The following is a 23670-nucleotide window of genomic DNA, read 5'->3' as shown; positions in this document are numbered from 1 at the left end:
GCTTCAGCCCGCGTTGCGCTCAGTCTTCGCTGGGCAGCGGCCATAGCAAGGTCGGATCCAGCACTTCCAGCACCAGTTCGCGGTGCTCGCTGTCCAGCTTGCTCAGCAATTGCTGCGCCGCGCTGTCGGCCGTCCACTGCTCCGGCAACGCCAGGGCATTGCTCACGGGCGATTTGGTCGACTGCGGTGCGGCTATCGTCAGCTTCACGCCCAGATCGCCCAATGCCTTGCGTTGTTCACGCAGCCAGTGCGGCAGACTGTTATGCCCGGCGGGACTTTGCGCTGGAGAGTAGCGCTGCAAGGCCGAGTAGCGACTGAAAATCGCCATCACTCGGGGATTTTCGCCCCGTGCCAGCAAGGGCAGGGCGCTGGCCAACGCCTGTTCGGTGGCGTGCCAGTTGCTCTGCAGGATCTGCTCGAAGATCTCTGCTGCAGGGAGGTTCGGGGCCAGGTAGTCACAGGTGCCTGCATTGATGATCAAGGTATCCAGCGTGCCCCACTGCGATTGCAGGCGTTGACCGGCCGATTGGGCCTCGGCGAGTTCGTGCAGGTTGGCCGGCAGGTGCAGCAGGCGTGCGCCGTGAAGCTCGATGAGGGCTTCGAGTTCGTGACTGTGCCTGCCACTGACCGCGACTCGATGCCCGTCGGCGAGCAGTTGCTCGGCCATTGCCATTCCGAGCCCACGGGTGGCTCCGGTAATCCAGAAACTACGAGTACTGCTCAATTCTGCGTCCCTAACTGGAGGCGGCGGACAGCCCCTTGAACGCCGCAAGTGCTCTTTGTCGACTTTTCCCTAGGTCAACGATCGGGCTGACGTAGCAACTTGTATCAAATAAATCAGAGGATTTCACTGGCAAATGAATGGTCTTGTTATCCAGTTGCGTGAGTTCGGGTAACCAGTGGCGAATGAATCGCCCGTCTGGATCGAACCGCTGCGACTGGGTTACAGGGTTGAAGATCCGGAAATAGGGCACTGAATCGGTTCCGGTCGAAGCGCTCCACTGCCAGCCGCCGTTGTTGGCGGCCAGATCACCGTCGATCAGGTGACGCATGAAATGTTGCTCGCCTTTGCGCCAATCGATCAAGAGGTTCTTGCTCAGGAACATGGCCACCACCATTCGAAGCCGGTTGTGCATCCAGCCGGTGTGCAGCAGCTGGCGCATGGCCGCATCGATCAGGGGAATGCCGGTGCGACCCTGTTGCCAGGCTTCGAAGTCGTCCGGCGCAGTGCGCCAGGGCAGTGCTTCGGTATGGGCACGAAATGCCTTGTGCTGCGACACCTGTGGATAACCCACCAGGATGTGTTTGTAGAACTCGCGCCACAGCAACTCTTCGATCCAGGTGCGTGCACCCTGACTGCCACTGTCCAGCTCACCCCGATTGCTGGTCAGGGCGGCATGCAGGCATTGCCGGGGCGAGATCACGCCAGCGGCCAGGTAGGCCGACAGTTGACTGGTGCCGGGCGTGGCCGGCAGATCGCGCGCTACGTGGTAATCGTCGATCAGCTCATCGACGAAGCGGCCGAGCCGGGCCTGGGCTTCCTGCTCGCCCGCCGGCCAGTGGTCGCGAATGCTCTGCGCGGGCTTGTCGAAACCGGTTATATGCTGCGGGATCGGGTCGTGGGCGATGGACAGTGGCGCCTGGGCTTTCACGCGGTGGGCCTGGGCGGGCAGGCTGCGGTGCAAGTGCTCGAGACAGGCCTTGCGGAACTGGCCGAACACCTGGAAGTAGTTGCCGGCCTTGGTCAGCAGCGTGCCGGGCTTGAAGAACAGTTGATCGAGGTGCGTTTTCACGGCCATGCCGGCGTGTTCCAGGCATTGGCGCGTCTGCTGATCGCGCTGCGCTTCGTTGAGGCCGTATTCGTCGTTCCAATGGACGGTCTGCACCTTGTGCTTCTGACAGACCGCTAGCACTGTTTGCGGCACCTGTTGCCAGGTGTCCGTGTGGCCGATGAGCAGCGGAATGTTCAAGGCGTCCAGTGCATGGCGCAGGTCACGCAGGTTGCGCAGCCAGAAATCGACCTTGGCCGGTGCGTCGTCGTGCGCTTGCCATTGCTCGGGGCTGGCGATCCACAAGGCAATGGTCGGCCCCTGCTGGGTGGCAGCGCTCAGTGCGGTGTTGTCGTCGATGCGCAGATCGCTGCGCAGCCAGATCAATTGCATGTCAGGGTCTCGCACTGAAGCTCGAGGTCGACTGCTGGAGCAGACGCAAGGCTTGCTGGGGTGTGTCGAACAGTTGCGAGGCGGGAAGGCCCAACGCGCGCAGCCGCTCTTCATGTATGGGAGCGCTGGCACCCCCCAGGAGTTTCACCAGCGTGACAGTGGCCAGTGGCATCAATGACGGAACGTCCAGTCGTGCGCCCAAGTGCAGCACCAACGCCCTGGGTTGCAAGCGGTCGATGGCGTGCAGTAGCTGTTTGCCGGTCACCGGCTGTTCGAGAATCTCCACCGCCATGCCACTGCTGCTCAGCAGCCAAGCGGTGAGCCACAGGCGTTCGTTGAACGGTTGCTCGGCGGTGGTGGCCAGCAGCACCGGTGGGCCTTCGAGCGAGTGATTGTCGTGATAGACCCGCGCTCCCAGCTTGCTGCGCAGCCAGGTGTGGAAGAAAGCCTGTTCCAGCCGTGCGTCGAAGTGATGGCGCCAGCGTTGCTCCAGTTGCTCGAGCAAGGGCAGCAGCAGTTGGTCACACAGGGTCGAGGCCGGGTACAGCGCCATGGCCTGGTTCAACTGCTGGTCCAGCGAGCGCTGGGCGAGGTTGGCGATGGCGTCGATGAGCTTCTCGCAACGCGCTTGCCAGTCGCTGTTGAGCACAGGCGTCGCGCTGCCGCTGTTCTCCAGCAGGTCGCGCACCTGGCTGACCGAGGCGCCACGTTCCAGCCATTGCAGAATCTCTTGCACCTTCTGGACATGCGCTTCGCGGTACAGGCGATGTCCTTTGGGCGTGCGGTCGGGCACCAGCAGGCCGTAGCGGCGCTCCCAGGCGCGCAGGGTCACTGGGTTGACGCCGGTACGCCGGGCCAGCTCGCCGATGGGCAGGTCGTCTTCAGAGTGCATTGCGCAGCCCCATGCTTTCCGGATGCGGTTGCAGGTAGGCCTGCTGCAGCAGATAGGGATCGGGGTGATTGCGCAGGTGATGCTTGAGCAGGGTCAGCGGTACCACGAGCGGGACGATGCCCTCCTGGTACTGGCCGATCAGATGCTGCAGCTCGGCCTTGTCGCTGCCGTCCAGGGCATCGCGCAGGTAGCCGCACAAGTGCTGCAGCACATTGCTGTGAGTGCCGCGGCTGGCACAGCGGCGCAGGGCCTGCATCAACTGCGTGAAGTAACGCGGACCGAGCTCGTCGGGATCATCGTTGCGGGTCATGCTGCCGAGCAGGTGGCCCAGTTGCCGATAGGCCTGGGGATTGTGCGCCATCAACAGGTACTTGTAGCGGGCGTGGAAACCCTGCAAGGCCGCGCGGCTCAAGCCCTGCGACAGCAGATTCTGCCAGTCGGCGTAGGCATAGACGCGGCTGATGAAGTTCTCGCGCAGCACCGGGTCGTGCAGGCGGCCTTCTTCCTCCACCGGCAGATCCGGTCGACGTTCGCAGAACGCCTGGGCATAGGCACCGCGGCCGCCTTGCAGCGATGGGCGGCCGTTGTCTTGATAGACCTTGACCCGTTCCAGGCCGCAGGACGGCGATTTCTGCATGAACACATAACCGCAGATATCGTCGAGCGCCTCGGCCATCTGCTGGCCATAGGCACGCAGCGGCGGCGCCAGGTCGGTGCCGGGATTGCGCGGATTGATCACTTCCGGCGACTGAGGGTCGCCCACCAGGCGGATCGCCTCGCGGGGAATGCCCAGGCCAATGGCTACTTCAGGGCACAACGGCACCCAGTCGAAGTGCTCGTCGAGCGACTGACACAAGTCCGAGGCCTTGTGACCGCCGTTGTAACGCACGTCCTGGCCGGCGAGGCAGGCGCTGATGGCGATGCGGGGTTTACCTGTCGAGTGCTGGGGGTCCATGCTGCCGCTCCCTAAACTTGTACAAGGTTGATTTCTTGTACAGGTCTATTCCAGCACATCGAAAAACTTATGCAAGAAGAATTTCTTGTACAACGCTATTCGAGGTGCTCCAGCAGACGGCGCGCCGCCTCCTGGCCGCTCAGCCAGGCGCCTTCGACCCGCCCGGACAGGCACCAGTCGCCACACGCGTAGAGCCCCTGGTCTGCATCGGCGAGCGCGCCCCACTCATGGCTGCCGGCGGGCCGGGCGTAGAGCCAGCGGTGGGCCAAGGCAAAGGTGGGTGCGGGCACGACGCACCCGACCAGTTCGGCGAACTCACCATGCAGCGTATCGATCACCTCGTCCTTGGGCAGGTCGATGTGCTGCCGGCTCCAGGCGGAAGTCGCATGCAGCACCCACGTATCGAGGTGCTCGTCACGGCCGGGCTTGCTGCGGTTGCGCGCCAGCCAGTCGAGTGGACTGTCCTGCACGAAGCAGCCTTGCATCGGGGTGCTCAAGGCCGCGTTGAAGCCCAGCGCGACCGCCCAGGTGGGTTCCATCTGCACGCTCGCGGCAACCGCCGCCAGCTTGGGTGTGGCTGCCAGCAGCGGCGTGGCCTGCGGTGCCGGCACGGCGATCACTACGCGGCTATAGGGGCCGTGGCTGCAACCTTCGGTGTCCTGCAGGTGCCAGAACTGCTTGCCGCGAAACACTTCGGCGATGCGGCAGCCGAAGTGCACGGTGACGTCTTCGAGCAGGCCTCGGGTGATGGCGCTCATGCGCGGTACACCGACCCAGCGGGTCTGCTCGTCGGGGGAGGGGGTGAGTTGGCCGTCGCGATAGTTGTAGAGCTGCGGCTTCCATTGCGCCGCCCAACCGGCGGCGACCCAGCTCTGCACGTGTTCGACGAAGCGTCGATCACGGGCGGTGAAGTACTGTGCGCCCAGATCGAGGGCGCCCGCCTCGCTGCGCTTGCCGGCCATGCGCCCGCCACTGCCATGGCCCTTGTCGAACACATGCACGGTCTGCCCGGCCTTCTGCAGGGCCTGGGCGGCGGACAGGCCGGCGATGCCGGCCCCGATGATCGCGATAGGTACTGTCATGATGGCCTCTTCGAACCGTGCTGGAAGCAGACTACGCTGTCAGACAAACCTGTACAATGCAGAAGTTTTGTATAAGGTTATTCCACCCGGTGGAACAGGTTGGCCTATGTTTATCCGAGAGCGTCGGGTTGAAAAAGTGCCTTGAAGTTAAAAATAGACCATAGCCACAGCATGCGAGGACACAGCCATGCACATCGTGCTGACAGGGGGTACAGGCTTGATCGGACGGCATCTGTGCCGACGCTGGTTGAGCCAGGGACATCGCTTGACCGTCTGGAGTCGCGATCCCGCCCAGGTGCCTCGGCGCTGCGGCGAAGGCGTGCGCGGCATCGCTCGGCTGGAGGATATTGCGTCGAGCGATCAGGTCGATGCGGTGGTCAACCTGGCCGGTGCGCCCATCGCCGATCGACCGTGGACGGCTTCGCGCCGTCACCTGCTATGGGCCAGCCGTATCACCCTCACCGAGCAACTGCTGGCGTGGCTCGAAACGCGTGAGCAGCGCCCCGAGGTGCTGGTGTCCGGCTCTGCAGTGGGCTGGTATGGCGATGGCGGCGAGCGTGAGTTGACCGAGGCGTCGCCGCCGGTCAAGGAGGATTTCGCCAGCCAGTTGTGCATCGCCTGGGAAGAAACCGCCCAACGCGCCCAAGCGCTGGGACTGCGAGTCGTACTGGTGCGAACCGGGCTGGTGCTGGCTGGCGACGGCGGCTTTTTGTCGCGCCTGCGGCTGCCGTTCAAACTCGGCCTGGGCGGGCCGCTGGGCGATGGACGGCAATGGATGCCGTGGGTTCATATCGAGGATCACATCGCCCTGATTGATTTTCTCTTGCAGCGCACCGACGCCAGCGGTCCCTATAATGCCTGCGCGCCGGAGCCGGTGCGCAACCGGGCGTTCGCCAGGGCACTGGGTCGCGCGCTGCATCGACCGGCCGTACTGCCGGTGCCCGCCCTGCTGCTCAAGGCGGGGTTGGGCGAGCTGTCCACCTTGTTGCTGGGTGGACAGCGGGCCCGCCCGGCACGGTTGCTGGAAGAAGGCTTCACGTTCCGCTTCGACGATCTGCAATCGGCGTTGGACGATCTGTCCGAACGCCTCTGACATAGGACGCTGCATGACCGATCACGCCCTGCTGCTGGTCAACCTGGGTTCACCGGCTTCCACTTCGGTTGCCGACGTGCGCCGTTACCTCAACCAGTTCCTCATGGACCCCTACGTCATCGACCTGCCCTGGCCGGTGCGTCGGCTGCTGGTGTCGCTGATCCTGATCAAGCGCCCGGAACAGTCGGCCCACGCCTACGCGTCGATCTGGTGGGACGAGGGCTCGCCGCTGGTGGTGCTGACCCGCCGTCTGCAAGCGGCCATCACCCCGCACTGGCCCCACGGTCCGGTGGAGGTCGCCATGCGCTACGGCCAGCCGGCGCTGCCCCAGGTCCTGGAGCGGCTCGCCGCGCAAGGTGTGCGCAAGGTGACCCTGGCACCGTTGTACCCACAGTTCGCCGACAGCACCGTGACCACCGTGGTGGAGCAGGCGCGCAAGACCCTGGCCGAGCAGAAGCTGGCGATGGAGTTGCGAGTGCTGCAGCCCTTCTACGACGAACCCGACTATATCGACGCGCTGGTGGCCAGTGCCCAGCCTTATCTGCAGCAGGAGTACGACCACCTGCTGCTGAGCTTCCACGGTCTGCCGGAGCGCCATCTGAAGAAGCTCGATCCGACCGGTTCGCACTGCCTGCAGAGCGCCAATTGCTGTGAAACCGCCTGCCCCCAAGTGCGCAAGGTCTGCTATCGCTCGCAGTGCCTGGCCAGTGCGGCCGCCTTCGCCAAGGCGGCAGGCATTCCCGACGGCAAGTGGTCGGCCTCGTTCCAGTCGCGTCTGGGGCGGGCCAAATGGATCGAGCCCTACACCGAGACGCGCCTGGACGAACTGGCGGCGGCCGGGGTGAAGAAGCTGTTGGTGATGTGCCCGGCGTTCGTCGCTGATTGCATCGAGACGCTGGAAGAGATCGGTGACCGCGGCAAGGAGCAGTTCATCGAGGCCGGCGGCGAAGCGTTGGTGCTGGTGCCGTGCCTGAACGATCACCCGCAGTGGGCGCAGGTGCTGGCGGGGATGTGCGAGAAGGCGTGAAAACAGCAGGGGCTGCAGTGCAGCCCCCGTGAGTTCAACGCAGGCTCAAGGCAACTGATCGTCCAGCGTCTTGTTCTTCCAGCCATCGTTGCCCGGCAGAATCAAGTTCAGGGCGATGGCCACTACCGCGCACAGCGCGATGCCCTTCAGGCCCCAATCGTCGGGGCCGTCGCCGCTGCCGATCAATACGCCGCCGATACCGAACACCAGGGTCACCGAGACGATCACCAGGTTGCGCGCTTCGGCCAGGTCGATCTTGTGGCGGATCAGGGTGTTCATGCCTACCGCCGCGATCGAGCCGAACAACAGGCACAGAATGCCGCCCATCACCGGCACCGGGATGCTTTGCAGCAGCGCGCCGAACTTGCCGATGAAGGCCAGGGTGATGGCGAACACCGCCGCCCAGGTCATGATCTTCGGGTTGTAGTTCTTGGTCAGCATCACCGCGCCGGTCACTTCGGCATAGGTGGTGTTGGGCGGGCCGCCGAACAGGCCGGCCGCGGTGGTGGCTAGGCCGTCACCGAGCAGCGTGCGGTGCAAACCGGGCTTTTTCAGGTAGTCGCGCCCGGTCACGCTGCCCACGGCGATCACCCCACCGATATGCTCGATGGCCGGGGCCAGGGCCACTGGCACGATGAACAGGATCGCCTGCCAGTTGAACTCCGGCGCGGTGAAGTTGGGCAGTTCCAGCCATGGCGCGGCGGCGATCTTCGCCGTGTCCACCACACCGAAGGCGAAGGACAAGGCGAAGCCGACCAGCACGCCGGCGATGATCGGCACCAGGCGGAAAATGCCTTTGCCGAACACCGCGACGATCAAGGTGGTCAGCAGCGCCGGCATGGAGATCAGCATGGCGGTCTGGTAGGGCATCAACGCGCTGCCGTCGCCGCCCTTGCCCATGGCCATGTTGGCGGCGATCGGCGCCATGGCCAGGCCAATGGAGATGATCACCGGGCCGATGACGACCGGCGGCAGCATGCGGTCGATGAAACCGGTGCCTTTGACCTTCACCATCAGGCCCATGAAGGTGTAGACGAAGCCGGCGGCCATTACCCCGCCCATGGTCGCAGCAAGGCCGAACTGGCCCTTGGCGAGGATGATCGGTGTGATGAACGCGAAGCTGGAGGCCAGGAACACCGGCACCTGGCGCCCCGTGACCAATTGGAACAACAGCGTGCCCAGGCCCGCGGTGAACAGCGCCACGTTGGGGTCCAGGCCGGTGATCAGCGGCATGAGCACCAGCGCACCGAATGCCACGAAGAGCATCTGTGCGCCCGAAACGACCTGACGCCAGAGCGGGTCGTTGTAGCCGTCCTGCATGGTCAGGCGTCCTTCTGCTTGGTGCCGAAGATCTTGTCGCCGGCATCGCCCAGGCCCGGCACGATGTAGCCGTGCTCGTTCAGGCGCTGGTCGATCGAGGCGGTGTAGATCTGCACATCCGGGTGCGCCTTGTTGACCACCTCGATGCCTTCGGGCGCGGCCACCAGCACCATGGCGCGGATTTCCTTGCAGCCGGCTTTCTTCAGCAGGTCGATGGTGGCGACCATCGAGTTGCCGGTGGCCAGCATCGGGTCGATGATCAGCGCCAGGCGCTGGTTGATGTCCGGCGCGAGCTTCTCCAGGTAGGTATGCGCTTCGAGGGTTTCCTCGTTGCGCGCCACGCCCACGGCGCTGACCTTGGCGCCCGGCACCAGGCTGAGCACGCCATCGAGCATGCCGATACCGGCGCGCAGGATCGGCACGACGGTGATCTTCTTGCCGGCGATCTTCTCGACCTGGACCTTGCCGCACCAGCCGTCGATCTCGTAGGTTTCCAGGGGCAGGTCCTGGGTGGCTTCATAGGTCAGCAGTGCGCCGACTTCCTGGGCGAGTTCGCGAAAATTCTTGGTGCTGATATCGGCACGGCGCATCAGGCCGAGCTTGTGGCGGATCAGCGGATGGCGGATCTCACGAGTGGGCATAGGGGAGGGCTCCGGAAGGCGGGCAAAAAAACCGCGTAAGATTAATCTATTCAGTCCGTGCTGTCGTGCAGTCATTGTGCACGTTAGTCCATAAAGGCTTGATCTGCGGCGAGCGGGTGCGTACCTTTGCCCGCTTTTCCAAAATGCACCTGCTGGAGAGCGCCATGTCCGCCGATCTAGAGCATATCCGCCAAGTGATGAGCGAGGCCGATTGCCTGTACACCGAAGCCCAGGTCGAAGCGGCCATCGCCCAAGTCGGCGAGCGGATCTGCAAGGACCTGCACGACAAGAACCCGGTGGTGTTCTGCGTGATGAACGGCGGATTGATCTTCGCCGGCAAGCTGCTCACCCACCTGCAGTTCCCGCTGGAAGCGTCCTACCTGCACGCCACCCGCTACCGCAACCAGACCAGCGGCGGTGAGCTGTTCTGGAAGGCCAAGCCGGAAGTGTCGTTCATCGACCGCGACGTGCTGATCGTCGACGACATCCTCGACGAGGGCCACACCCTCAGCGCGATCATCGACTTCTGCAAACATGCCGGCGCGCGTTCGGTGTACACCGCCGTGCTGATCGACAAGGACCATGACCGCAAGGCCAGCCCGGACCTGAAGGCCAACTATGTCGGCCTGCCGTGCGTGGACCGCTACATTTTCGGTTACGGCATGGACTACAAGGGCTACTGGCGCAACGCCAATGGCATCTTCGCCGTGAAGGGGATGTAAGCCATGCGCCAGCCTGCTTTCATCGACAAGACGTTGTTCGACGGGCTGGCCGCCAAGGCCGCCAGCAATCCACGCGGCCGCCAGCACCACAACTTCCATGACATGGAAGAGCCCTGCCATCGCATGGCGGTGGGCCTGCAGACTCACACCTACATTCCGCCGCATCGCCACCTGAGCGCAGACAAGGCCGAGGCGCTGATCGTGCTCAAGGGGCGCCTGGGCCTGCTGATCTTCGATGAGCAGGGGGCGGTGACCGACACGCGCGTGCTGCAGGCCGGGGGCGACTGCCTGGGCGTCGATGTGCCGCCGGGCACCTACCACGGGCTGGTGGTGCTGGAAGAAGACAGTATTCTGTTCGAATGCAAGGCCGGGCCTTATCGTCCGGTCAGCGATGGCGAGATGGCGGCCTGGGCGCCGCGCGAAGGCGAGGACGGCATGCCCGAGTACCTGGCCTGGATGCGCGCTCAGTTCGACTGATCGCGTGTGACCCTGCCATGCTAGGGTTCTGTCTCGGTAATACGTTCACGTTTGGCGAGTGACTTGGGGGTTCGGGCAAGGCGCCACCAACAGTGAACAGCCTATTTCCAGGACAGGACACTCGAGTGCTCCTGCCCGCCAAGGAGCCTCTCATGCGTGCCGTTATCCCTCTGCTGCTGGCGCTGAGCCTGCCGCTGTCTGCTGCACCGCTGCACAGCCAGTTCCTGCCACCTGACGACCTTTCCCTGCGCCAGCAGGCGCCCGAGTCCCAGCAACTGCTGCAGGTCACCGATTACTCGGTGGTGGTCGGCGCCCAGCGCCAGTCCAATCAACAGCCGATTCCCATCACCTCGTCGCTGACCCTGCGCCTGAAGGGCAAGCCGATGAGCAAGGGCGCGACCATCAGCCAAGTGCTGGTGACCTTCGACGGCGAGGGCGGCAAGAGCCTCAAGCGTCCCGCTTACGACGAGGCCACACGCACCCTGACCCTGAATTATCCCCAGGCCGACTACCGGGTGATCATGGACCTGCTGCGCAACGAAACGCTCTACGTGCAATTCCTCAGCTATGCCAACGGCCATGTCTGGGCCGATCTGCACACCGGCACTGTACGTACGCGTTGAGCGCCGTGGCGCACGCCGGGTACACTGCCCGCCTTTGAAACGCCCGTGATGGCACCGTTGGAGTCGGCAAATGCGTAAAGACAAGAAGCAGGTTATCGGTGACGAGATCAGCGACGACTACATCAAGACGTTCCTGCAGTTCGAGCCGGCCGATGGCCAGACCTCGCCCTCGCACCACAAGCTGATCAAGGCCTATCGCGGCTTGCGCATCGACGACTTCGAGCGTTTCGTGGGGTTCTTCGTGGAGGCCGGGTATGACGTCGACGGCAAGGACGAGCACGGCAAGACCTTCGTCGAGGCCATCGCCGACCAGCGCAATGCGCCGGAGTACATCGAGGTAATCGGCAAGGCGCGGGGATGAGGCCAGAGGAGCGGCGAGCGCCGCTCCTCCATTACGTGCGCCTGCGCCTCAGGCGTAGTGCTTGGCCGGGTTTTCCTGGGCCAGGCCCAGGGCGGCATCGTTGTCCGCGCTGATCTGGCGATACAACGCGGCATCGGTGGCCAGGGTCTTCTCGCGGGCCGGGAAGATGTCCTTGAGCTTGGTTGCCCATGCGCCTTTGGTCTGCTCGGGGAAGCAGCGCTCGAGCAGCTCGAGCATGATCGAGACGGTGACCGACGCACCCGGCGAAGCGCCGAGCAGGGCGGCCAGGCTGCCGTCGGCGGCCGAGACCAGCTCGGTGCCGAACTGCAGGATGCCGCCTTTCTTTGGATCCTTCTTGATGATCTGCACGCGCTGACCCGCCACTTCCAGGCGCCAGTCCTCGGCCTTGGCCTGGGGGTAGAAGCGGCGCAACGATTCCAGGCGCTGCTCCATCGACTGCATCACTTCGCTGACCAGGTACTTGGTCAGGTCCATGTTGTCGCGGGCCACGGCCAGCATCGGACCGATGTTGCCCATGCGCACCGACAGCGGCAGGTCCATCAGCGAACCGTGCTTGAGGAACTTGGTGGTGAAGCCGGCGTAAGGCCCGAACAGCAGCGACTTCTTGCCATCGACCACGCGCGTGTCCAGGTGCGGCACCGACATGGGCGGGGCGCCCACCGCTGCCTGGCTGTAGACCTTGGCCTGGTGCTGGCTGACGATCTCCGGATTGTCGCAGCGCAGCCACTGGCCGCTGACCGGGAAGCCGCCGAAGCCCTTGCTTTCCGGAATTCCCGAGGCTTGCAGCAGCGGCAGCGCCGCGCCGCCGGCGCCGAGGAAGACGAAGCGGGCGTCGACGTCGCGGCTGCTGCCGCTGTTGACGTCCTTGACCGTCACCGTCCAGCCATCGCCTTTGCGGCGCAGGCCGGTGACCTTCTTGCTGTACTTGACCTGGGCGTCGGGGCTGTCGCCCAGGCGCTTGAGCAACTGGTTGGTCAGTGCGCCAAAGTTGACATCGGTGCCCTTGAGCACGCGGGTGGCGGCGATGTGCTGGTCGGCCGGGCGGCCCGGCATCATCAGCGGCATCCACTGGTTCATCACGGCCTTGTCTTCGGTGTACTCCATCTCGGCGAAGGCGTGATGCTGCTTGAGCATGTCGAAGCGCTTTTTCAGGAACGCGACGCCTTTGTCACCTTCGACGTAGCTCAGGTGCGGTACCGGGTTGATGAAGGCGCGGGGATCGCCCAAGCCGCCCTGGCGGCTGAGGTAGGCCCAGAACTGGCGCGAAACCTCGAACTGGGTATTGATGTGCACCGCCTTCTTGATGTCGATGCTGCCATCGGCGGCCTGCGGCGTGTAGTTCAGTTCGCACAGCCCGGCGTGGCCGGTGCCCGCGTTGTTCCAGGGGTTGGAGCTTTCTGCGGCCCCGGAGTCCATCGCCTCGACGACTTCCAGCGTGATCGCAGGGTCCAGCTCCTTGAGCAGTACGGCCAGGGTGGCACTCATGATGCCCGCGCCTACCAGTACTACATCAACCGATTCGTTCTGCGCCATTTAACGCGTCTCCACAATCTACAGCACCTAATTGACAGCATAGGACCCCTGGGTTGGCCAGGATCGCCATGTCCGACTCTTCGCAGTTGTTGCAACTCCAGCGGACACCGCCAATCGGTCTTTGGGTGTTCGGTCATTGAACGCCATTTGCCACCACTGCGGCAATTCGACTTATGGTCAGGTGGTCCGTCGTGGGTTATGGACCGGCCTCAGGCTCCCATCCAGGATGAGCGCCTGGGCCGTCTGCTCAGGGCTGTAGAAAACGTCTTTGTCGCACCTGCACATGCCAGACTGTTCATTTGCTCGCCACACTCTCGTGAAGTTGTGAAAAACCGTTTTTTCACGCTCTTTTGGAGTCGTGAACCTCAAAAGTGGACTGCGCGAGGGCAACCCGCAGGTTCATGTGCAGCAGACGGCCAGAGACAGCAGGCACGACAGCCGATGCAAGACCTGAGTGGAAGGCTCTCTGTGGGCGAAGCGGTGAAGGTGCCGGGGTCAAGCGGCGAATGCGGGGCCCGATCAGGAGACGTCCTTATAATCGGGGGGAGATTATAACGAGGTCGCGGGCAGAAAGGTCGTACTTCTTGGGTTTTTATTGCCGCGTTTGTCAGGCCGCGAGCAGGCGTTGCTGCCAGCGGCGCCGTGCCGGCGGGCTAACCCGGGCGCTGGCCGGCAGCGCCTGGCCCAGCCAGCCCAGGTGGGCTTCGCTGACCTGGACCCAGCCACTGCCGGCCGGGGCCTGGGCGCAGTGCTTGAAGGCCAGGCACGTGCCGTCTTCGGCGAGGCGGGCATAGGTGGTGTGACGCGGGCGTTGCAGGAGCAGGGTCCAGAGCGAGGCCATGGCGGAAAATCCTGTCTGATTCGGACGTGCGGCAAGCTTACCCGCAGCACCATTAAACCCTCGTGACAGCGGCGTGTTCCCGGCATGACAATCGCGTGCCCAGACGGCGCCGAGGCTTCATCTCGCGAAGCTTGCCGCGGGTAGCGTGCCTCTCGTTATACTGTCGGCCTTTGCCGCTTTTTTCTGGAGAAATGCGCATGCTGCAACGTCTGTTGTTCGGTTTGATGGCGGTGGCTACCCTGAGCCTGGTCGGCTGTGCCCACAGCCCGCAGCAGTTGAGCCCGCAACCCAAGCTCACCACGCAGCTCAACGCGGTCGGCCGCGGCCAGCCGGTGGAGGTCAAGGTGGTCGATGGCCGTGCTTCGCAGTCGCTGGGTACCCGCGGCGGCATGTACCCCGAGACCAGCACCATCAGCGTCAGTGGCAGCGATGTGGTGCCCAAGCTGCAAGCCCAGGCCGAGGCTGCCGTGCGTCTGCTGGGCTTCACCCCGACCCGCGGCGGTGGCAACGCGCCGCAGTTGACCGTGACCCTGGCCGAACTCAAGTACCAGTCGCCCAAGGACAAGATGTACGTCACCGAAGCGACCATCGGCGCCACGTTCCGCGCCGACGTGTCCAACGCCAACCGTCGCTACAGCGGTCGCTACGGCGCCTCGCTGGACCAGCGTTTCGGCATGGCACCGAACCAGGAAACCAACACCAAGCTGGTCAGCGATGTGCTCAGCGACGCCCTGACCCGTCTGTTCAAGGATCCGTCGATCGGTCAGATGCTGGCTGAGTAATCCTTTCGATGCCCTGAAAAAGCCCGCTGCCTGGGACCAGGCAGCGGGCTTTTTCGTGGGTGATGCACCGTGGATCAGGCGGCCTCGATGGCAAAATCCAGCACGCTGAAGCCGGTGCCCAGGTCCACTTCCGGCAGGTCATGGTGCGCATGGCCGCCGAGGGCGCAGTACACCAGCCAGCCACGGTCGTGGACGTTGATCGCGAAGCCGTCGATCAATGCCTGCTGCTCGTCGCTGGGCGCGACGAGGTAGAGACGGTCCTGGTTTTCGGCATGCAGCATGTCTAGCTCCGGTATCGAGAAGGCCGACAGGGTGGCCTCTTCGGATGACGAGCGTATGACAGGCGAAATTTAGGGGGCGATGTCTTGGCGCTGACCAATGGCGCTCCGGCCGCACAGTGTGCCAGGAGCGCCACAAGAGCCTGCACTCAGGCCACTTCTGCCTGGCGCTTGACCTGATACTGATTGCGCACCGGCGTGGCGTACTGCTGCACCAGGTAAGGCCGATGCTCGACCGGGCAGGCCTCCAGGCGGCGCTGCCATTCTTCCTGCGCCCGCGCCAGCTCATCGGCCGGAAACAGCTTGTCGGCGGTGGGCACCGCCAGCGCCGTGTCCTGTTGATCCCACATGGCATAGGCCAGGTAGTGCACCGGGAATAGGCGATAGCCGGCGAGAATCTGTCGGTCGATGGCCTGGGCCAGTTGCTTGGTGTCTTCGTGGTACTCGGTCACCGGCGGCGCGAAATTGATGTGCACCCGGCCTTTGTAGCCGGTGATGCCCAGGGCGATGCTGTTGTCGTCTTCGCCTGGCACCTTGCTGTAGCTGCCGGTGCTGGCGCGGATGTACAGCTCGCGGGCCTTGGCCTGGTCGCAGGGGTCGTATTCGTAGCTGATCGACACCGGAATCAGGTTCAGGCTCTGGATCACCGCGCCGAAGGCTTCGTCCTTGCGGCTCATGTGGAACATCTTGAGGATCGCCGAATCGGTGCGATCGTCACCGTCCTTGGCGCGGCCTTCGGCCTGGGCGATCCAGATCGAGGTGCCGTCGTCGCGGATCGAGTGGTTGATGTAGGCCGAGAGCAGTTGGTAGGCCGCCAGCTTCTCGCGGCGACCGCTGATGGAGCGGTGCACGATGAAGCTCTTGTTCAGGCGCATCATGTCGCTGACGAAAGGCTTCTGCAGCAGGTTGTCGCCGATGGCGATGCGCGGGGTGGGCAGGCCGGCGTGATAGACCGCGTAGTTGACGAACGCCGGGTCCATGACGATGTCGCGGTGATTGGCCAGGAACAGGTAGGCGCTGCCGGCCTTGAGCTGCTCGACGCCGGTGTAGGTGACCCCGTCGGTGGCGCGGTCGATGGTGCGGTCGACGTAGTACTCGACCTTGTCCTGCAGCGTCGCGACGCTGCTCACGCCGGCGAATTCCTTGCGCAGGCGGCGCGCGATCAGCGGCTTGAGCAGCCAGCCGAAGGCGCCGGCCAGGCGCGGGAAGCGAAAGTGGGTGAGGATATCGAGAAATGCCGGGTCGCTGAGCAGGCGTGCCAGAACGGCAGGGACTTCAGCGTCGTCGTAGGGTCGGATGGCATCGAATGCGCCCATCATGCTCTCTTGTTGGAAACGGCTAGAGTAATAAAGTAGGGGCGGGGCCGAGAAAACGGCTCGGACACACACGGACCCCGTAAACAGACCGGCAATTATACGCATAAGTCACCGCGCAGGCCCCCGATGCTCGAAATCGACTTCTATGACTGTCCCTACTGCGGCGAACGCGTCGAAACCACCGTCGACATTTCTGCCGGCGATCAGCACTACACCGAGGACTGCCAGGTCTGTTGCCGGCCGATCGTGTGCATTTTGCAGGTGCACGATGACGAATGGTTGCTCGAGGTGCGCCGCGAGGACGATGCCTGATGCGCAGAATCTACGAGCCGGAAAGCCTGATCGAGGCGCAGATGCTGGTGGGCATGCTGGCCAGCGAGGGCATCGACGTGCACCTGATTGGCGCCGATCTGGTCGGCGCGATGGGTGACCTGCCGCTGCAGGGGCTGTTGGCCCTGGCGGTGGACGACGAGCAAGCGGGGTACGCACGGCAGTTGATCGATGCGTACAATGCCGCTCAGCCCCTTGCCGGTGACGAGCCCGACGCCTGTCCCGGCACCTTGATCTGCTAGGTTTGCCTGTCTTATGTGTGGACGCTACGCCCTGTTTCGCTGGTCCCAGGCCTTCGCCGCCCTGCCGGGGTTTCCCGTCGACCAGCAGGCGCAATGGAACATCTCGCCCGGTGCCTCGGTGTTGATCCAGCGCCAGATCGACGACCAGTTGCAGCTGGCCAGGGCGCGCTGGGGGCTGACGCCGCCGTGGCTCACCGACCTCTCGCGCACCCCCGCCCATGCCCGCGCCGAAACCCTGGCCGAACAGCCGATGTTTCGCGACGCCTTTCGCCTGCGCCGTTGCCTGATGCCAGCCAACGGTTTCTACGAATGGCGCGGCACGGCGCGCAAGCGGCCGTACTGGGTGACGCCCGGGGAGGGCGCCTCGCTGTTCTACGCGGCGGTGTGGGAGGCGTATCCGGTGCAGGAGCAGGTCTGGCTCAGTTGTGCCGTGGTCACCCAGGCGGCCATGAACCAGCGTCGGCCATTGATTCTCGACGAGGCAGGCCAGGCCGCCTGGCTGGATCCGCAGACGCCGCAGGCGCGCCTGCATGAACTGCTGGCCAGCCCGCCGGCGAGCTTGCGCGAGCGGGCGCTGGCGCCTCTGGTCAACGACCCGCAGCTCGATGGACCGCAGTGCTTGACGCCGGCCTGAGCCCAGCGCGCTTGGCCGGTCACACCCTGAACTGATTGATCAGGCGCCGCTGCTGTTCGGCCAGTTGGGTCAACTCGGCGCTGGCCTGGCTCGACTCGTCGGCGCCGCCGGCCACCTCGCTGGCCACCTGGCCGATGTTGGTGACGTTGCGGTTGATGTCCTCGGCCACCGCGCTCTGCTGCTCGGCAGCACTGGCGATCTGCGTATTCATGTCGTTGATCACCGACACCGCCTGGGTGATGCTCTCCAGCGCCAGCGCCGCACGATTGGCCTGCTGCACGCTGTCGTCGGTCTTGCCCTGGCTGTCTTCCATGACCTTGACCACGTCGCGGGTGCCCTGCTGCAGTTGCTGGATCATCTGCTGAATTTCCTGGGTCGCCTGTTGGGTCTTCTGCGCCAGGTTGCGCACCTCGTCGGCGACCACCGCGAAGCCTCGACCCTGCTCGCCGGCACGGGCGGCCTCGATGGCGGCGTTGAGCGCCAGCAGGTTGGTCTGCTCAGCGATGGCGCGGATGGTCACCAGGATGGTGTTGATGTTCTCGCTGTCACGGGCCAAGGTCTGCACCACGGTCACCGCGCGGCCGATTTCGCTGGCCAGGCTGCTGATGGACTGCGAGGCGTCATGCACGATCTGCATGCCCTGGTTGGCGGCCTGGTCGGCGTTGCTGGCGGCCTGGGCAGCTTGGGTGGCGTTGCGCGCCACGTCCTGGGCGGTGGCGGTCATTTCCTGCACGGCAGTGGCCACCTGGTCGATTTCGGCCATCTGCTTGTGCACGCCCTGGTTGGTGCGAATGGCGATGTCGGCGGTGTGCTCCGAGGAGTCGCTGACCTTCTGCACCGAACTCACCACTTGGCTGATCATCGCCTGGAGCTTGGCCAGGAAGGTGTTGAAGCCGCTGGCGATGGCGCCCAGTTCGTCGGCGCGGTCGCTGTGCAGGCGGCGGGTGAGGTCGCCTTCGCCCTGGGCGATGTCGTCGAGCATGGCCACCATCTGCTTCAGCGGACGGGCGATGCCGTGGGCCAGCAGCCCGATCACCAGCAGGCCGAGCACGGCGATGCTCAGGCCGACCGCAGTCATGCCGAAGATATCGGTGCGGCGCTGCTCGCCGAGGTCTTTCTGCAATTGCGTGACTTCGGCCATCACCGTGCTCAGCGGCAGTTGTAGCAGCAGCACCCAGCGCGCATCGGTGTTGGCCACTTTGAACGGCAGGTACAGCTCGATACGGTCCTTGTCTCGGTCGAGTTGATAGTGCAGCGCATCGCCATTGCTGCTGGCCAGTGCGGCCGACTCGGCCGAATCCAGCACGTCACTGGCTTTTTCGCCGAACTTGGACGGGTCTTTGGTGTAGGCCACCAGGCGACCGTTGCTCGACACCAGGGCCAGTTCGCCGGCGCCATCATAGAGTTGGCGGTCGGCGGCGTTGAGCAAGTCCTGGATGAAGTCCACCGACAGGTCGGCCCCGGCGATGCCCTGGAATTGGCCGTTGAGCATGATCGGTTCGACGAACGAGGCGAGCATCACTGTCTTGTCGCCCACCTTGTAAGGCGCGGGATCGATCACGCAGGCCTTCTTGGTTTCCTTGGGGCACAGGTAGTACTCGCTGGCGCGCACGCCGGTGGCCAGGATGGTCTGATCGTTGACGTCGACCAGGCGATCCTGGCCGAGGCTGCCGTCGGCGTTGCGGAACCACCAGGGCAGGAAGCGCTCGCCGTTGACGTCGGCGTGGTCCAGGGCGTTGGGTTCCCAGCCCAGGTAGGCGCCGAGCACGCTGGGGTTGTCCTCGACGGTGCGCTTGAGCAGGTTGCTCAGGTAGGCGCGGTCGATCTGCATCAGCGGTTTGCCATCTGCATCCTGTGCGCCGAGCAGGCCGTTGAGCGTGGCCAGGCTGCGGCTGATCAGCAGCGGCGCTTCCAGGCCGCGCTGGATTTCGCTGACCTGGGTGCGCGCCAGCGCCGACAGGCGCTGTTCGATGACCGTCTCGAACTGCTGCTGGGTGCGCTGCTGTACTAGAGCCTGGGTGCGCGCTCCGGCGTACACGGCGTAGAGCACCAGGGCAGCGACGATGCTCAACACGATGGCACCGGCCAGCGCCGCCACGGAAAACTGGATCGACTTGAACTTCATGATCGAAAAGCTCCACGCCAGGAGGTCGTTGTCCTGGATTATCGGCGTGGGCTGGGCAAAGCATGAGGACGGTTGTCAGAAATCTTCGACGCACCTCTGGCAGGGGCGCACGACTGGGCCTAGGATACGCGGCATGTAAAAAGAGGGAGTCTTTTCATGCGTAAATCATTCGTGGTCAGCCTGTTGAGTGCCAGCATCCTGCTGGGCGGCTGCCAGGCGGTCAACACCACCAGCGGCGGCGCGGTGGGCGTGGAGCGCAAGCAGTACATGTTCAGCATGCTGTCCACCGACGAGGTGAACCAGATGTACGCCCAGTCGTACCAGCAGACCCTCGGCGAAGCCTCGAGCAAAGGCGTGCTGGACAAGACCAGCAATGACGCGCGGCGCGTGCAGTTGATCGCCGACCGCCTGATCGCCCAGGCGCCCAAGTTCCGCCCGGATGCGGCGCAATGGAAGTGGGAAGTCAACGTGATCAAGAGCGATGAGCTCAACGCCAACTGCGGCCCTGGCGGCAAGATCATCGTCTACACCGGTCTGATCGATCAGCTCAAGCTCACCGATGCCGAACTGGCGGCGGTGATGGGCCATGAAATCGCCCACGCCCTGCGCGAGCACGGCCGTGAAGCCATGTCCAAGGCCTACGGCATCAACATGGCGCGCCAGGGCGCCGGTGCCATCTTCGGCCTGGGCCAGGACAGCATGGCGCTGGCCGACACCGTGGTGAACTACGCCATGACCTTGCCCAACAGCCGCGCCAACGAGAACGAAGCCGACCTGATCGGTCTCGAGCTGTCGGCCCGCGCCGGTTATGACCCGAACGCGGCGATCACCTTGTGGAACAAGATGAGCAAGGCCTCCGAAGGCGCCCCGCCCGAGTTCATGAGCACTCACCCCGCCTCGAGCAGCCGCATCGCCTCCCTGCAAGCAGCCATTCCCAAAGTCATGCCCTTGTATCAACAGGCGGCTAAGTAGCAGCTGCAAGCTGCAAGCTGCAAGCGGCAAGTCAAGCCGCGCCGCGCCTTCTTGCCGCTTGAAGCTTGAAACTTGCGGCTGCTTCACCCCCTTGCAGCTTGCCGCTGCCCTACACCCAACCGCTGGTTTTCATGGCCGAGTAGACGGCGACGGCGGCCAGTACGAAGAAGGCGGCGGCGGCCAGGCGGCGGATCAGGGTCAGGGGCAGTTTGTCGGCGGCGAAGTTGCCGGCCAGTACCACCGGCACGTTGGCGATCAGCATGCCCAGCGTGGTGCCCACGATCACCAGGATCAGATGCGGGTACTGCGCGGCCAGCATCACCGTGGCGACCTGGGTCTTGTCGCCGATCTCGGCCAGGAAAAACGCGATCAACGTGGTCAGGAACGGTCCGAAGCGCCGCGCGTTGCTGCTCTCGTCGTCGTCCATCTTGTCCGGCACCAGGGTCCACAGGGCCGTGGCGGTGAAGCTTGCGGCGAGGATCCAGTGCAGCACGCTTTCGGTGAAGAAACCGCTGACCCAGGCGCCAACCGCACCGGCGGCCGCATGGTTGGCCAGGGTCGCGGCGACGATACCGGCGATGATCGGCCAGGGCTTGCGGAAACGGGCGGCGAGAATGAGCGCGAGCAGTTGCGTCTTGTCGCCAATTTCGGCGAGCGCAACGATGGCGGTGGGGACCAGCAGGGATTCGAGCATCAGGCTTCCTACGGGGGCGGGTCGACACGGCTATGACACGTACAACCTTCCCGCCCCGGGTAAGGTGTGCGTGTCATAGGTCTTGTCAAACCCTGGGCTCATCTGTGTGAGCCGTGAGGTCGCACGCGCCATGGCCTGTGGGCCAAGTGTGTTGACGCGTGCCGGGCAAGCTGAGGACGCTTGCGGGAGACTACTCCCCTAGGACGGAGCGGATTCTGCCTAGCCGATTCGGTTTCGGCAAGCGCTTTTTTTCTAGCCGCGAATGGCCCGATAAATTCGGAATCCGTCCCGTTCGGCGCGCGTTTCGCAGTTGCCCAAAGCCTGTTGGATGAGCGGTTGATAGCGCAGGAAACTGTTGGCGACTATCCGCATTTCTGCGCCTTTTACCAGCTTTTTAGCCGATTTTAGCAGCAGGTTTTCCGAGGCCTGATAGTCGGTGTGAACCCCGGTGTGGAACGGCGGATTGCTGACGATCGCGCTCAGTTCATCGGGGGCAGCGTCGATGCCGTCGCCGCTGATGACCTCGCCCTGCAGGCCGTTTGCGGCCAAGGTCAGGCGACTGGCCGCGACGGCGAAGGCATCGACGTCGAGCAGGGTCACCTGGCTTTTCGGGTAGCGGCGCTTGAGGGTGGCGCCCAGCACTCCGGCACCGCAGCCGAAGTCCAGCACATGGCCCACTGGTAGGTGCTCCAGGTGCTGCAGCAGCAGGGCGGTGCCGCGATCCAGGCGCCCATGGCTGAACACGCCAGGCAGGCTGATCACCTGCAGTGGGCCATCGTCCAGCGCCAGCTCGAAGCGCTGGGCCAGGCTGTCCAGCGGCGTAGCCTCGGGGGCGTGGTCCACCGTCACCTGCCACAGTTGGCAGTGGCGGGCGCTGTCGAGCTTGCGCGGCTTGCCGAACGCCTGCAACAGCTTGGCCGCGCCCTCGATGCCACCGCGCTTTTCCCCCACCAGGTACAGGCTGCGTCCGGCCAGGCGCGCGGCCAGTGCGTTGAGCAGATAGGCGGCCAGCTCGCGCGACTTGGGCAGGCACAGCACGGCGGCGTCGAAGGCCACTTCGGGAACGTCCACGCCGAAGTGGCTGCGACCGGCGAAGCGCTGTTGCAGCCACCCGTGGTCCCCCGCATGCCAGGTCCAGGCCTGGGCCTGCGGCAGTTGCCCCAGCAGGCCATCGGCGGCGGCTCCGGCGATCAGCAGCGGGCCTTGGAACAGGTCCGCCTGGCGGAGCAACACTTCACTGCGCGGGTCCATGTCGGACGTCTCCTGAAAAAAGCGCGAAGTGTATCACTTGGCAAGCGCGGCGCCGCGAGCGGACCGCGTCGCGCCCCCAGGTGATCAGCTTCGCCGCGGCCATTGGCGCAACAACCGGAGCCGTGCATGGCCGCTGCTACCGGCCCCGTCAACCCACCACCCGCCGTGGTTGTCCCGCGAAGTACGCCTGGGCGTTCTCGGCCAATTGCCCAACGATGCGCTGGCGTGATTCCACCGCGCCCCAGGCGCTGTGCGGGGTGACGATCAAGCGCGGGATGTCCGCTGCCAGCAGCGGATTGCCGTGCACCGGCGGTTCCACGCTGAGCACATCGGTCGCCGCGCCGCCCAGATGCCCGTTGCGCAGCGCGTCGGCCAGCGCCTGCTCGTCGATCAACCCGCCACGTGCGGTATTGACCACCAGCGCCCCCGGCTTGAGCAATGCCAATTCGCGGGCGCCGAGCATATGGCGAGTCTGCTCGTTCAGCGGGCAGTGCAGGGTCAGGGCGTCGACCTGCGGCAGCAGTTCGTCCAGTGCCAGGCGCTCGGCGCGCGCCGGGCGTCCGGGAATCTGCCCGCTGAGCACGCGCATGCCGAACGCTTCGGCCAGCTTGGCCACGGCGCCGCCCAGCTCGCCATGGCCGAGCAGGCCGAGGGTCTTGCCCTGCAATTCGACGATGGGGAAATCCAGTAGGCAGAACTGGCTGGCCTTGGCCCAGGCGCCGTCCTGCACCGCCCGGTGGTAATCGCACAAGCGAGTCGCCAGGGCCAGCAACAGCGCCAGGGTGTGCTGGGCCACCGACGGCGTGCCGTAGCCCTGGCAGTTGCACACGGTGATGCCCTGGGCGCGTGCCGCCGCGAGGTCGACGTTGTTGGTGCCGGTGGCGGCCACGAGAATCAACTTCAGCTGTGGATTGGCAGCCAGCACCTCGGCGTCGAGCAGCACCTTGTTGCTGATCGCCACGCTGGCGCCGCGCAGGCGTTCGTTCACCTGATCGGCCGACGTCGAGCCGTGCAAGGTCAGCTCATCGAAGCATTCGCGCAGGACGGCGAGGTCCAGGTCGCCCAGGTCGAGCGAGTCGTGGTCGAGAAAAACGGCGTGTCGGCGGATGGTCATTGCGACTCCTGTGGAAAACGAGACAAGGCCGCGACTGCACGGCCTCGTGACGAAAATATGCAGCAAACGCTGCCCTATGCGCTATGCCTAATGGCTGGTCATTCTTCGTCGTTGGTTCACAGGTGGTCGAGTCAAGCGCTTGATGCTCCGACCGGTGTTACCCGCAGGCACCGCGCGCCAGG

General features: G+C 64.6%; 26 protein-coding genes and 1 riboswitch. Of the genes, 11 read left to right on the top strand and 15 right to left on the bottom strand.

Annotation, left to right across the window (positions count from 1 at the left end):
- Positions 1–19: 19 nt before the first annotated feature.
- From Q7C30_RS04830 to Q7C30_RS04810, 5 genes are all read right to left on the bottom strand, one after another.
- Entirely contained in the window at positions 20–724 is a 705-nt protein-coding gene (locus Q7C30_RS04830) for an SDR family NAD(P)-dependent oxidoreductase (RefSeq protein ID WP_317870862.1), read from the bottom strand.
- 10 nt (positions 725–734) lie between these two features.
- Positions 735–2162: a deoxyribodipyrimidine photo-lyase gene (phrB, locus tag Q7C30_RS04825; RefSeq protein ID WP_317870861.1), complete on the bottom strand. Its 1428-nt coding sequence runs from the start codon at positions 2160–2162 to the stop codon at positions 735–737.
- A gap of 1 nt (position 2163) precedes the next feature.
- Entirely contained in the window at positions 2164–3054 is an 891-nt protein-coding gene (locus tag Q7C30_RS04820; protein ID WP_317870860.1) for a MerR family transcriptional regulator, read from the bottom strand.
- Complete coding sequence (locus tag Q7C30_RS04815) at positions 3044–4009, bottom strand: DUF523 and DUF1722 domain-containing protein (RefSeq protein WP_317870859.1); 966 nt, start codon at positions 4007–4009, stop codon at positions 3044–3046. Before Q7C30_RS04815 ends, Q7C30_RS04820 begins: the two co-directional genes overlap by 11 nt.
- Positions 4010–4104: 95 nt before the next feature.
- Complete coding sequence (locus tag Q7C30_RS04810; protein WP_317870858.1) at positions 4105–5091, bottom strand: NAD(P)/FAD-dependent oxidoreductase; 987 nt, start codon at positions 5089–5091, stop codon at positions 4105–4107.
- Between the two features lie 187 nt (positions 5092–5278).
- Here Q7C30_RS04810 and Q7C30_RS04805 point away from each other — a divergent pair, with 187 nt between their 5' ends.
- Complete coding sequence (locus tag Q7C30_RS04805; protein ID WP_317870857.1) at positions 5279–6184, top strand: TIGR01777 family oxidoreductase; 906 nt, start codon at positions 5279–5281, stop codon at positions 6182–6184.
- Between the two features lie 13 nt (positions 6185–6197).
- Complete coding sequence (hemH, locus tag Q7C30_RS04800) at positions 6198–7211, top strand: ferrochelatase (RefSeq protein WP_029615103.1); 1014 nt, start codon at positions 6198–6200, stop codon at positions 7209–7211.
- A 45-nt stretch (positions 7212–7256) separates the two neighbouring features.
- Here the strand turns inward: hemH and Q7C30_RS04795 are convergent, their stop codons facing one another.
- Both Q7C30_RS04795 and upp read right to left on the bottom strand, forming a co-directional pair.
- The gene (locus Q7C30_RS04795) at positions 7257–8531 is read right to left on the bottom strand and encodes a uracil-xanthine permease family protein (RefSeq protein WP_317870856.1); all 1275 of its coding nucleotides are present in this window, start codon (positions 8529–8531) and stop codon (positions 7257–7259) included.
- A gap of 2 nt (positions 8532–8533) precedes the next feature.
- Entirely contained in the window at positions 8534–9172 is a 639-nt protein-coding gene (gene upp / locus Q7C30_RS04790; RefSeq protein ID WP_029615105.1) for a uracil phosphoribosyltransferase, read from the bottom strand.
- Positions 9173–9336: 164 nt separating this feature from the next.
- On the opposite strand from upp, the gene Q7C30_RS04785 reads away from it, so the two are divergent.
- From Q7C30_RS04785 to Q7C30_RS04770, 4 genes are all read left to right on the top strand, one after another.
- Positions 9337–9894, top strand: a complete 558-nt coding sequence (locus tag Q7C30_RS04785) for a hypoxanthine-guanine phosphoribosyltransferase (RefSeq protein WP_304484810.1) — start codon at positions 9337–9339, stop codon at positions 9892–9894.
- Positions 9895–9897: 3 nt separating this feature from the next.
- Positions 9898–10371, top strand: coding sequence for a WbuC family cupin fold metalloprotein (locus tag Q7C30_RS04780; RefSeq protein ID WP_039580179.1), 474 nt, complete (start codon positions 9898–9900; stop codon positions 10369–10371).
- Between the two features lie 152 nt (positions 10372–10523).
- Positions 10524–10994 carry a hypothetical protein gene (locus tag Q7C30_RS04775; protein WP_295481169.1) on the top strand — a complete coding sequence of 157 codons (471 nt, stop codon included), beginning with the start codon at positions 10524–10526 and terminating at the stop codon, positions 10992–10994.
- Positions 10995–11064: 70 nt separating this feature from the next.
- Entirely contained in the window at positions 11065–11355 is a 291-nt protein-coding gene (locus tag Q7C30_RS04770; protein ID WP_317870855.1) for a PA4642 family protein, read from the top strand.
- Between the two features lie 48 nt (positions 11356–11403).
- Here the strand turns inward: Q7C30_RS04770 and mqo are convergent, their stop codons facing one another.
- Together mqo and Q7C30_RS04760 are read right to left on the bottom strand one after the other, a co-directional pair.
- The gene (gene mqo, locus Q7C30_RS04765) at positions 11404–12909 is read right to left on the bottom strand and encodes a malate dehydrogenase (quinone) (RefSeq protein ID WP_039580175.1); all 1506 of its coding nucleotides are present in this window, start codon (positions 12907–12909) and stop codon (positions 11404–11406) included.
- Between the two features lie 607 nt (positions 12910–13516).
- Positions 13517–13750: a hypothetical protein gene (locus tag Q7C30_RS04760; RefSeq protein ID WP_317870854.1), complete on the bottom strand. Its 234-nt coding sequence runs from the start codon at positions 13748–13750 to the stop codon at positions 13517–13519.
- 197 nt (positions 13751–13947) lie between these two features.
- Here Q7C30_RS04760 and Q7C30_RS04755 point away from each other — a divergent pair, with 197 nt between their 5' ends.
- Entirely contained in the window at positions 13948–14532 is a 585-nt protein-coding gene (locus Q7C30_RS04755; protein ID WP_317870853.1) for a YajG family lipoprotein, read from the top strand.
- Between the two features lie 74 nt (positions 14533–14606).
- Here Q7C30_RS04755 and Q7C30_RS04750 read toward each other — a convergent pair whose 3' ends face one another.
- Positions 14607–14813: a hypothetical protein gene (locus Q7C30_RS04750; protein ID WP_029615113.1), complete on the bottom strand. Its 207-nt coding sequence runs from the start codon at positions 14811–14813 to the stop codon at positions 14607–14609.
- Between the two features lie 146 nt (positions 14814–14959).
- A complete protein-coding gene (locus tag Q7C30_RS04745) occupies positions 14960–16126 on the bottom strand; it encodes a 1-acyl-sn-glycerol-3-phosphate acyltransferase (protein ID WP_317870852.1) in 1167 nt (388 codons plus the stop codon).
- A 126-nt stretch (positions 16127–16252) separates the two neighbouring features.
- On the opposite strand from Q7C30_RS04745, the gene Q7C30_RS04740 reads away from it, so the two are divergent.
- The 3 genes from Q7C30_RS04740 to Q7C30_RS04730 are packed head-to-tail and all read left to right on the top strand — an operon-like array spanning position 16253 to position 17332.
- Complete coding sequence (locus Q7C30_RS04740) at positions 16253–16438, top strand: CPXCG motif-containing cysteine-rich protein (RefSeq protein ID WP_029615114.1); 186 nt, start codon at positions 16253–16255, stop codon at positions 16436–16438.
- Complete coding sequence (locus Q7C30_RS04735; RefSeq protein WP_317870851.1) at positions 16438–16698, top strand: DUF2007 domain-containing protein; 261 nt, start codon at positions 16438–16440, stop codon at positions 16696–16698. Before Q7C30_RS04740 ends, Q7C30_RS04735 begins: the two co-directional genes overlap by 1 nt.
- Positions 16699–16711: 13 nt before the next feature.
- Positions 16712–17332 (top strand): SOS response-associated peptidase, encoded by a 621-nt coding sequence (locus Q7C30_RS04730; RefSeq protein WP_317870850.1) that lies wholly within the window; start codon positions 16712–16714, stop codon positions 17330–17332.
- Positions 17333–17351: 19 nt separating this feature from the next.
- Here the strand turns inward: Q7C30_RS04730 and Q7C30_RS04725 are convergent, their stop codons facing one another.
- Complete coding sequence (locus tag Q7C30_RS04725; RefSeq protein ID WP_317870849.1) at positions 17352–19457, bottom strand: methyl-accepting chemotaxis protein; 2106 nt, start codon at positions 19455–19457, stop codon at positions 17352–17354.
- Positions 19458–19613: 156 nt separating this feature from the next.
- Here Q7C30_RS04725 and Q7C30_RS04720 point away from each other — a divergent pair, with 156 nt between their 5' ends.
- Entirely contained in the window at positions 19614–20429 is an 816-nt protein-coding gene (locus Q7C30_RS04720; protein WP_039580166.1) for a M48 family metallopeptidase, read from the top strand.
- A gap of 109 nt (positions 20430–20538) precedes the next feature.
- On the opposite strand, the gene Q7C30_RS04715 is transcribed toward Q7C30_RS04720, so the two are convergent.
- The 3 genes from Q7C30_RS04715 to Q7C30_RS04705 all read right to left on the bottom strand — a co-directional run bounded on the left by Q7C30_RS04715 (position 20539) and on the right by Q7C30_RS04705 (position 23488).
- Positions 20539–21123, bottom strand: coding sequence for a TMEM165/GDT1 family protein (locus tag Q7C30_RS04715; RefSeq protein WP_029614231.1), 585 nt, complete (start codon positions 21121–21123; stop codon positions 20539–20541).
- Between the two features lie 97 nt (positions 21124–21220).
- Positions 21221–21334: riboswitch (yybP-ykoY riboswitch) on the bottom strand.
- 41 nt (positions 21335–21375) lie between these two features.
- On the bottom strand, positions 21376–22374 hold the full coding sequence (locus Q7C30_RS04710) for a class I SAM-dependent methyltransferase (RefSeq protein WP_317870848.1): 999 nt from the start codon (positions 22372–22374) through the stop codon (positions 21376–21378).
- Positions 22375–22522: 148 nt separating this feature from the next.
- A complete protein-coding gene (locus tag Q7C30_RS04705) occupies positions 22523–23488 on the bottom strand; it encodes a 2-hydroxyacid dehydrogenase (RefSeq protein ID WP_317870847.1) in 966 nt (321 codons plus the stop codon).
- Positions 23489–23670: the final 182 nt, after the last annotated feature.

The sequence above is a fragment of the Pseudomonas sp. RAC1 genome (genome assembly GCF_030658255.1).
Taxonomy (GTDB): Bacteria; Pseudomonadota; Gammaproteobacteria; order Pseudomonadales; family Pseudomonadaceae; genus Aquipseudomonas; species Aquipseudomonas boreofloridensis.
Note: the sequence above shows the minus strand (reverse complement) of the source record. Positions and strands in the feature narration are given on the sequence as shown.

Excerpts from the sequence above, each read along its gene's own strand:
- Q7C30_RS04710 (WP_317870848.1), bottom strand. The coding sequence starts at position 22,374 with ATGGACCCGCGCAGTGAAGTGTTGCTCCGCCAGGCGGACCTGTTCCAA.
- Q7C30_RS04780 (WP_039580179.1), top strand. The coding sequence starts at position 9,898 with ATGCGCCAGCCTGCTTTCATCGACAAGACGTTGTTCGACGGGCTGGCC.
- Q7C30_RS04740 (WP_029615114.1), top strand. The coding sequence starts at position 16,253 with ATGCTCGAAATCGACTTCTATGACTGTCCCTACTGCGGCGAACGCGTC.
- Q7C30_RS04770 (WP_317870855.1), top strand. The coding sequence starts at position 11,065 with ATGCGTAAAGACAAGAAGCAGGTTATCGGTGACGAGATCAGCGACGAC.
- Q7C30_RS04785 (WP_304484810.1), top strand. The coding sequence starts at position 9,337 with ATGTCCGCCGATCTAGAGCATATCCGCCAAGTGATGAGCGAGGCCGAT.
- Q7C30_RS04815 (WP_317870859.1), bottom strand. The coding sequence starts at position 4,009 with ATGGACCCCCAGCACTCGACAGGTAAACCCCGCATCGCCATCAGCGCC.
- Q7C30_RS04775 (WP_295481169.1), top strand. The coding sequence starts at position 10,524 with ATGCGTGCCGTTATCCCTCTGCTGCTGGCGCTGAGCCTGCCGCTGTCT.
- mqo (WP_039580175.1), bottom strand. The coding sequence starts at position 12,909 with ATGGCGCAGAACGAATCGGTTGATGTAGTACTGGTAGGCGCGGGCATC.
- Q7C30_RS04735 (WP_317870851.1), top strand. The coding sequence starts at position 16,438 with ATGCGCAGAATCTACGAGCCGGAAAGCCTGATCGAGGCGCAGATGCTG.
- phrB (WP_317870861.1), bottom strand. The coding sequence starts at position 2,162 with ATGCAATTGATCTGGCTGCGCAGCGATCTGCGCATCGACGACAACACC.
- Q7C30_RS04725 (WP_317870849.1), bottom strand. The coding sequence starts at position 19,457 with ATGAAGTTCAAGTCGATCCAGTTTTCCGTGGCGGCGCTGGCCGGTGCC.
- Q7C30_RS04755 (WP_317870853.1), top strand. The coding sequence starts at position 13,948 with ATGCTGCAACGTCTGTTGTTCGGTTTGATGGCGGTGGCTACCCTGAGC.
- Q7C30_RS04705 (WP_317870847.1), bottom strand. The coding sequence starts at position 23,488 with ATGACCATCCGCCGACACGCCGTTTTTCTCGACCACGACTCGCTCGAC.
- Q7C30_RS04820 (WP_317870860.1), bottom strand. The coding sequence starts at position 3,054 with ATGCACTCTGAAGACGACCTGCCCATCGGCGAGCTGGCCCGGCGTACC.
- Q7C30_RS04805 (WP_317870857.1), top strand. The coding sequence starts at position 5,279 with ATGCACATCGTGCTGACAGGGGGTACAGGCTTGATCGGACGGCATCTG.
- Q7C30_RS04715 (WP_029614231.1), bottom strand. The coding sequence starts at position 21,123 with ATGCTCGAATCCCTGCTGGTCCCCACCGCCATCGTTGCGCTCGCCGAA.
- Q7C30_RS04720 (WP_039580166.1), top strand. The coding sequence starts at position 19,614 with ATGCGTAAATCATTCGTGGTCAGCCTGTTGAGTGCCAGCATCCTGCTG.
- Q7C30_RS04795 (WP_317870856.1), bottom strand. The coding sequence starts at position 8,531 with ATGCAGGACGGCTACAACGACCCGCTCTGGCGTCAGGTCGTTTCGGGC.
- Q7C30_RS04760 (WP_317870854.1), bottom strand. The coding sequence starts at position 13,750 with ATGGCCTCGCTCTGGACCCTGCTCCTGCAACGCCCGCGTCACACCACC.
- Q7C30_RS04745 (WP_317870852.1), bottom strand. The coding sequence starts at position 16,126 with ATGGGCGCATTCGATGCCATCCGACCCTACGACGACGCTGAAGTCCCT.
- Q7C30_RS04810 (WP_317870858.1), bottom strand. The coding sequence starts at position 5,091 with ATGACAGTACCTATCGCGATCATCGGGGCCGGCATCGCCGGCCTGTCC.
- hemH (WP_029615103.1), top strand. The coding sequence starts at position 6,198 with ATGACCGATCACGCCCTGCTGCTGGTCAACCTGGGTTCACCGGCTTCC.
- Q7C30_RS04750 (WP_029615113.1), bottom strand. The coding sequence starts at position 14,813 with ATGCTGCATGCCGAAAACCAGGACCGTCTCTACCTCGTCGCGCCCAGC.
- upp (WP_029615105.1), bottom strand. The coding sequence starts at position 9,172 with ATGCCCACTCGTGAGATCCGCCATCCGCTGATCCGCCACAAGCTCGGC.
- Q7C30_RS04730 (WP_317870850.1), top strand. The coding sequence starts at position 16,712 with ATGTGTGGACGCTACGCCCTGTTTCGCTGGTCCCAGGCCTTCGCCGCC.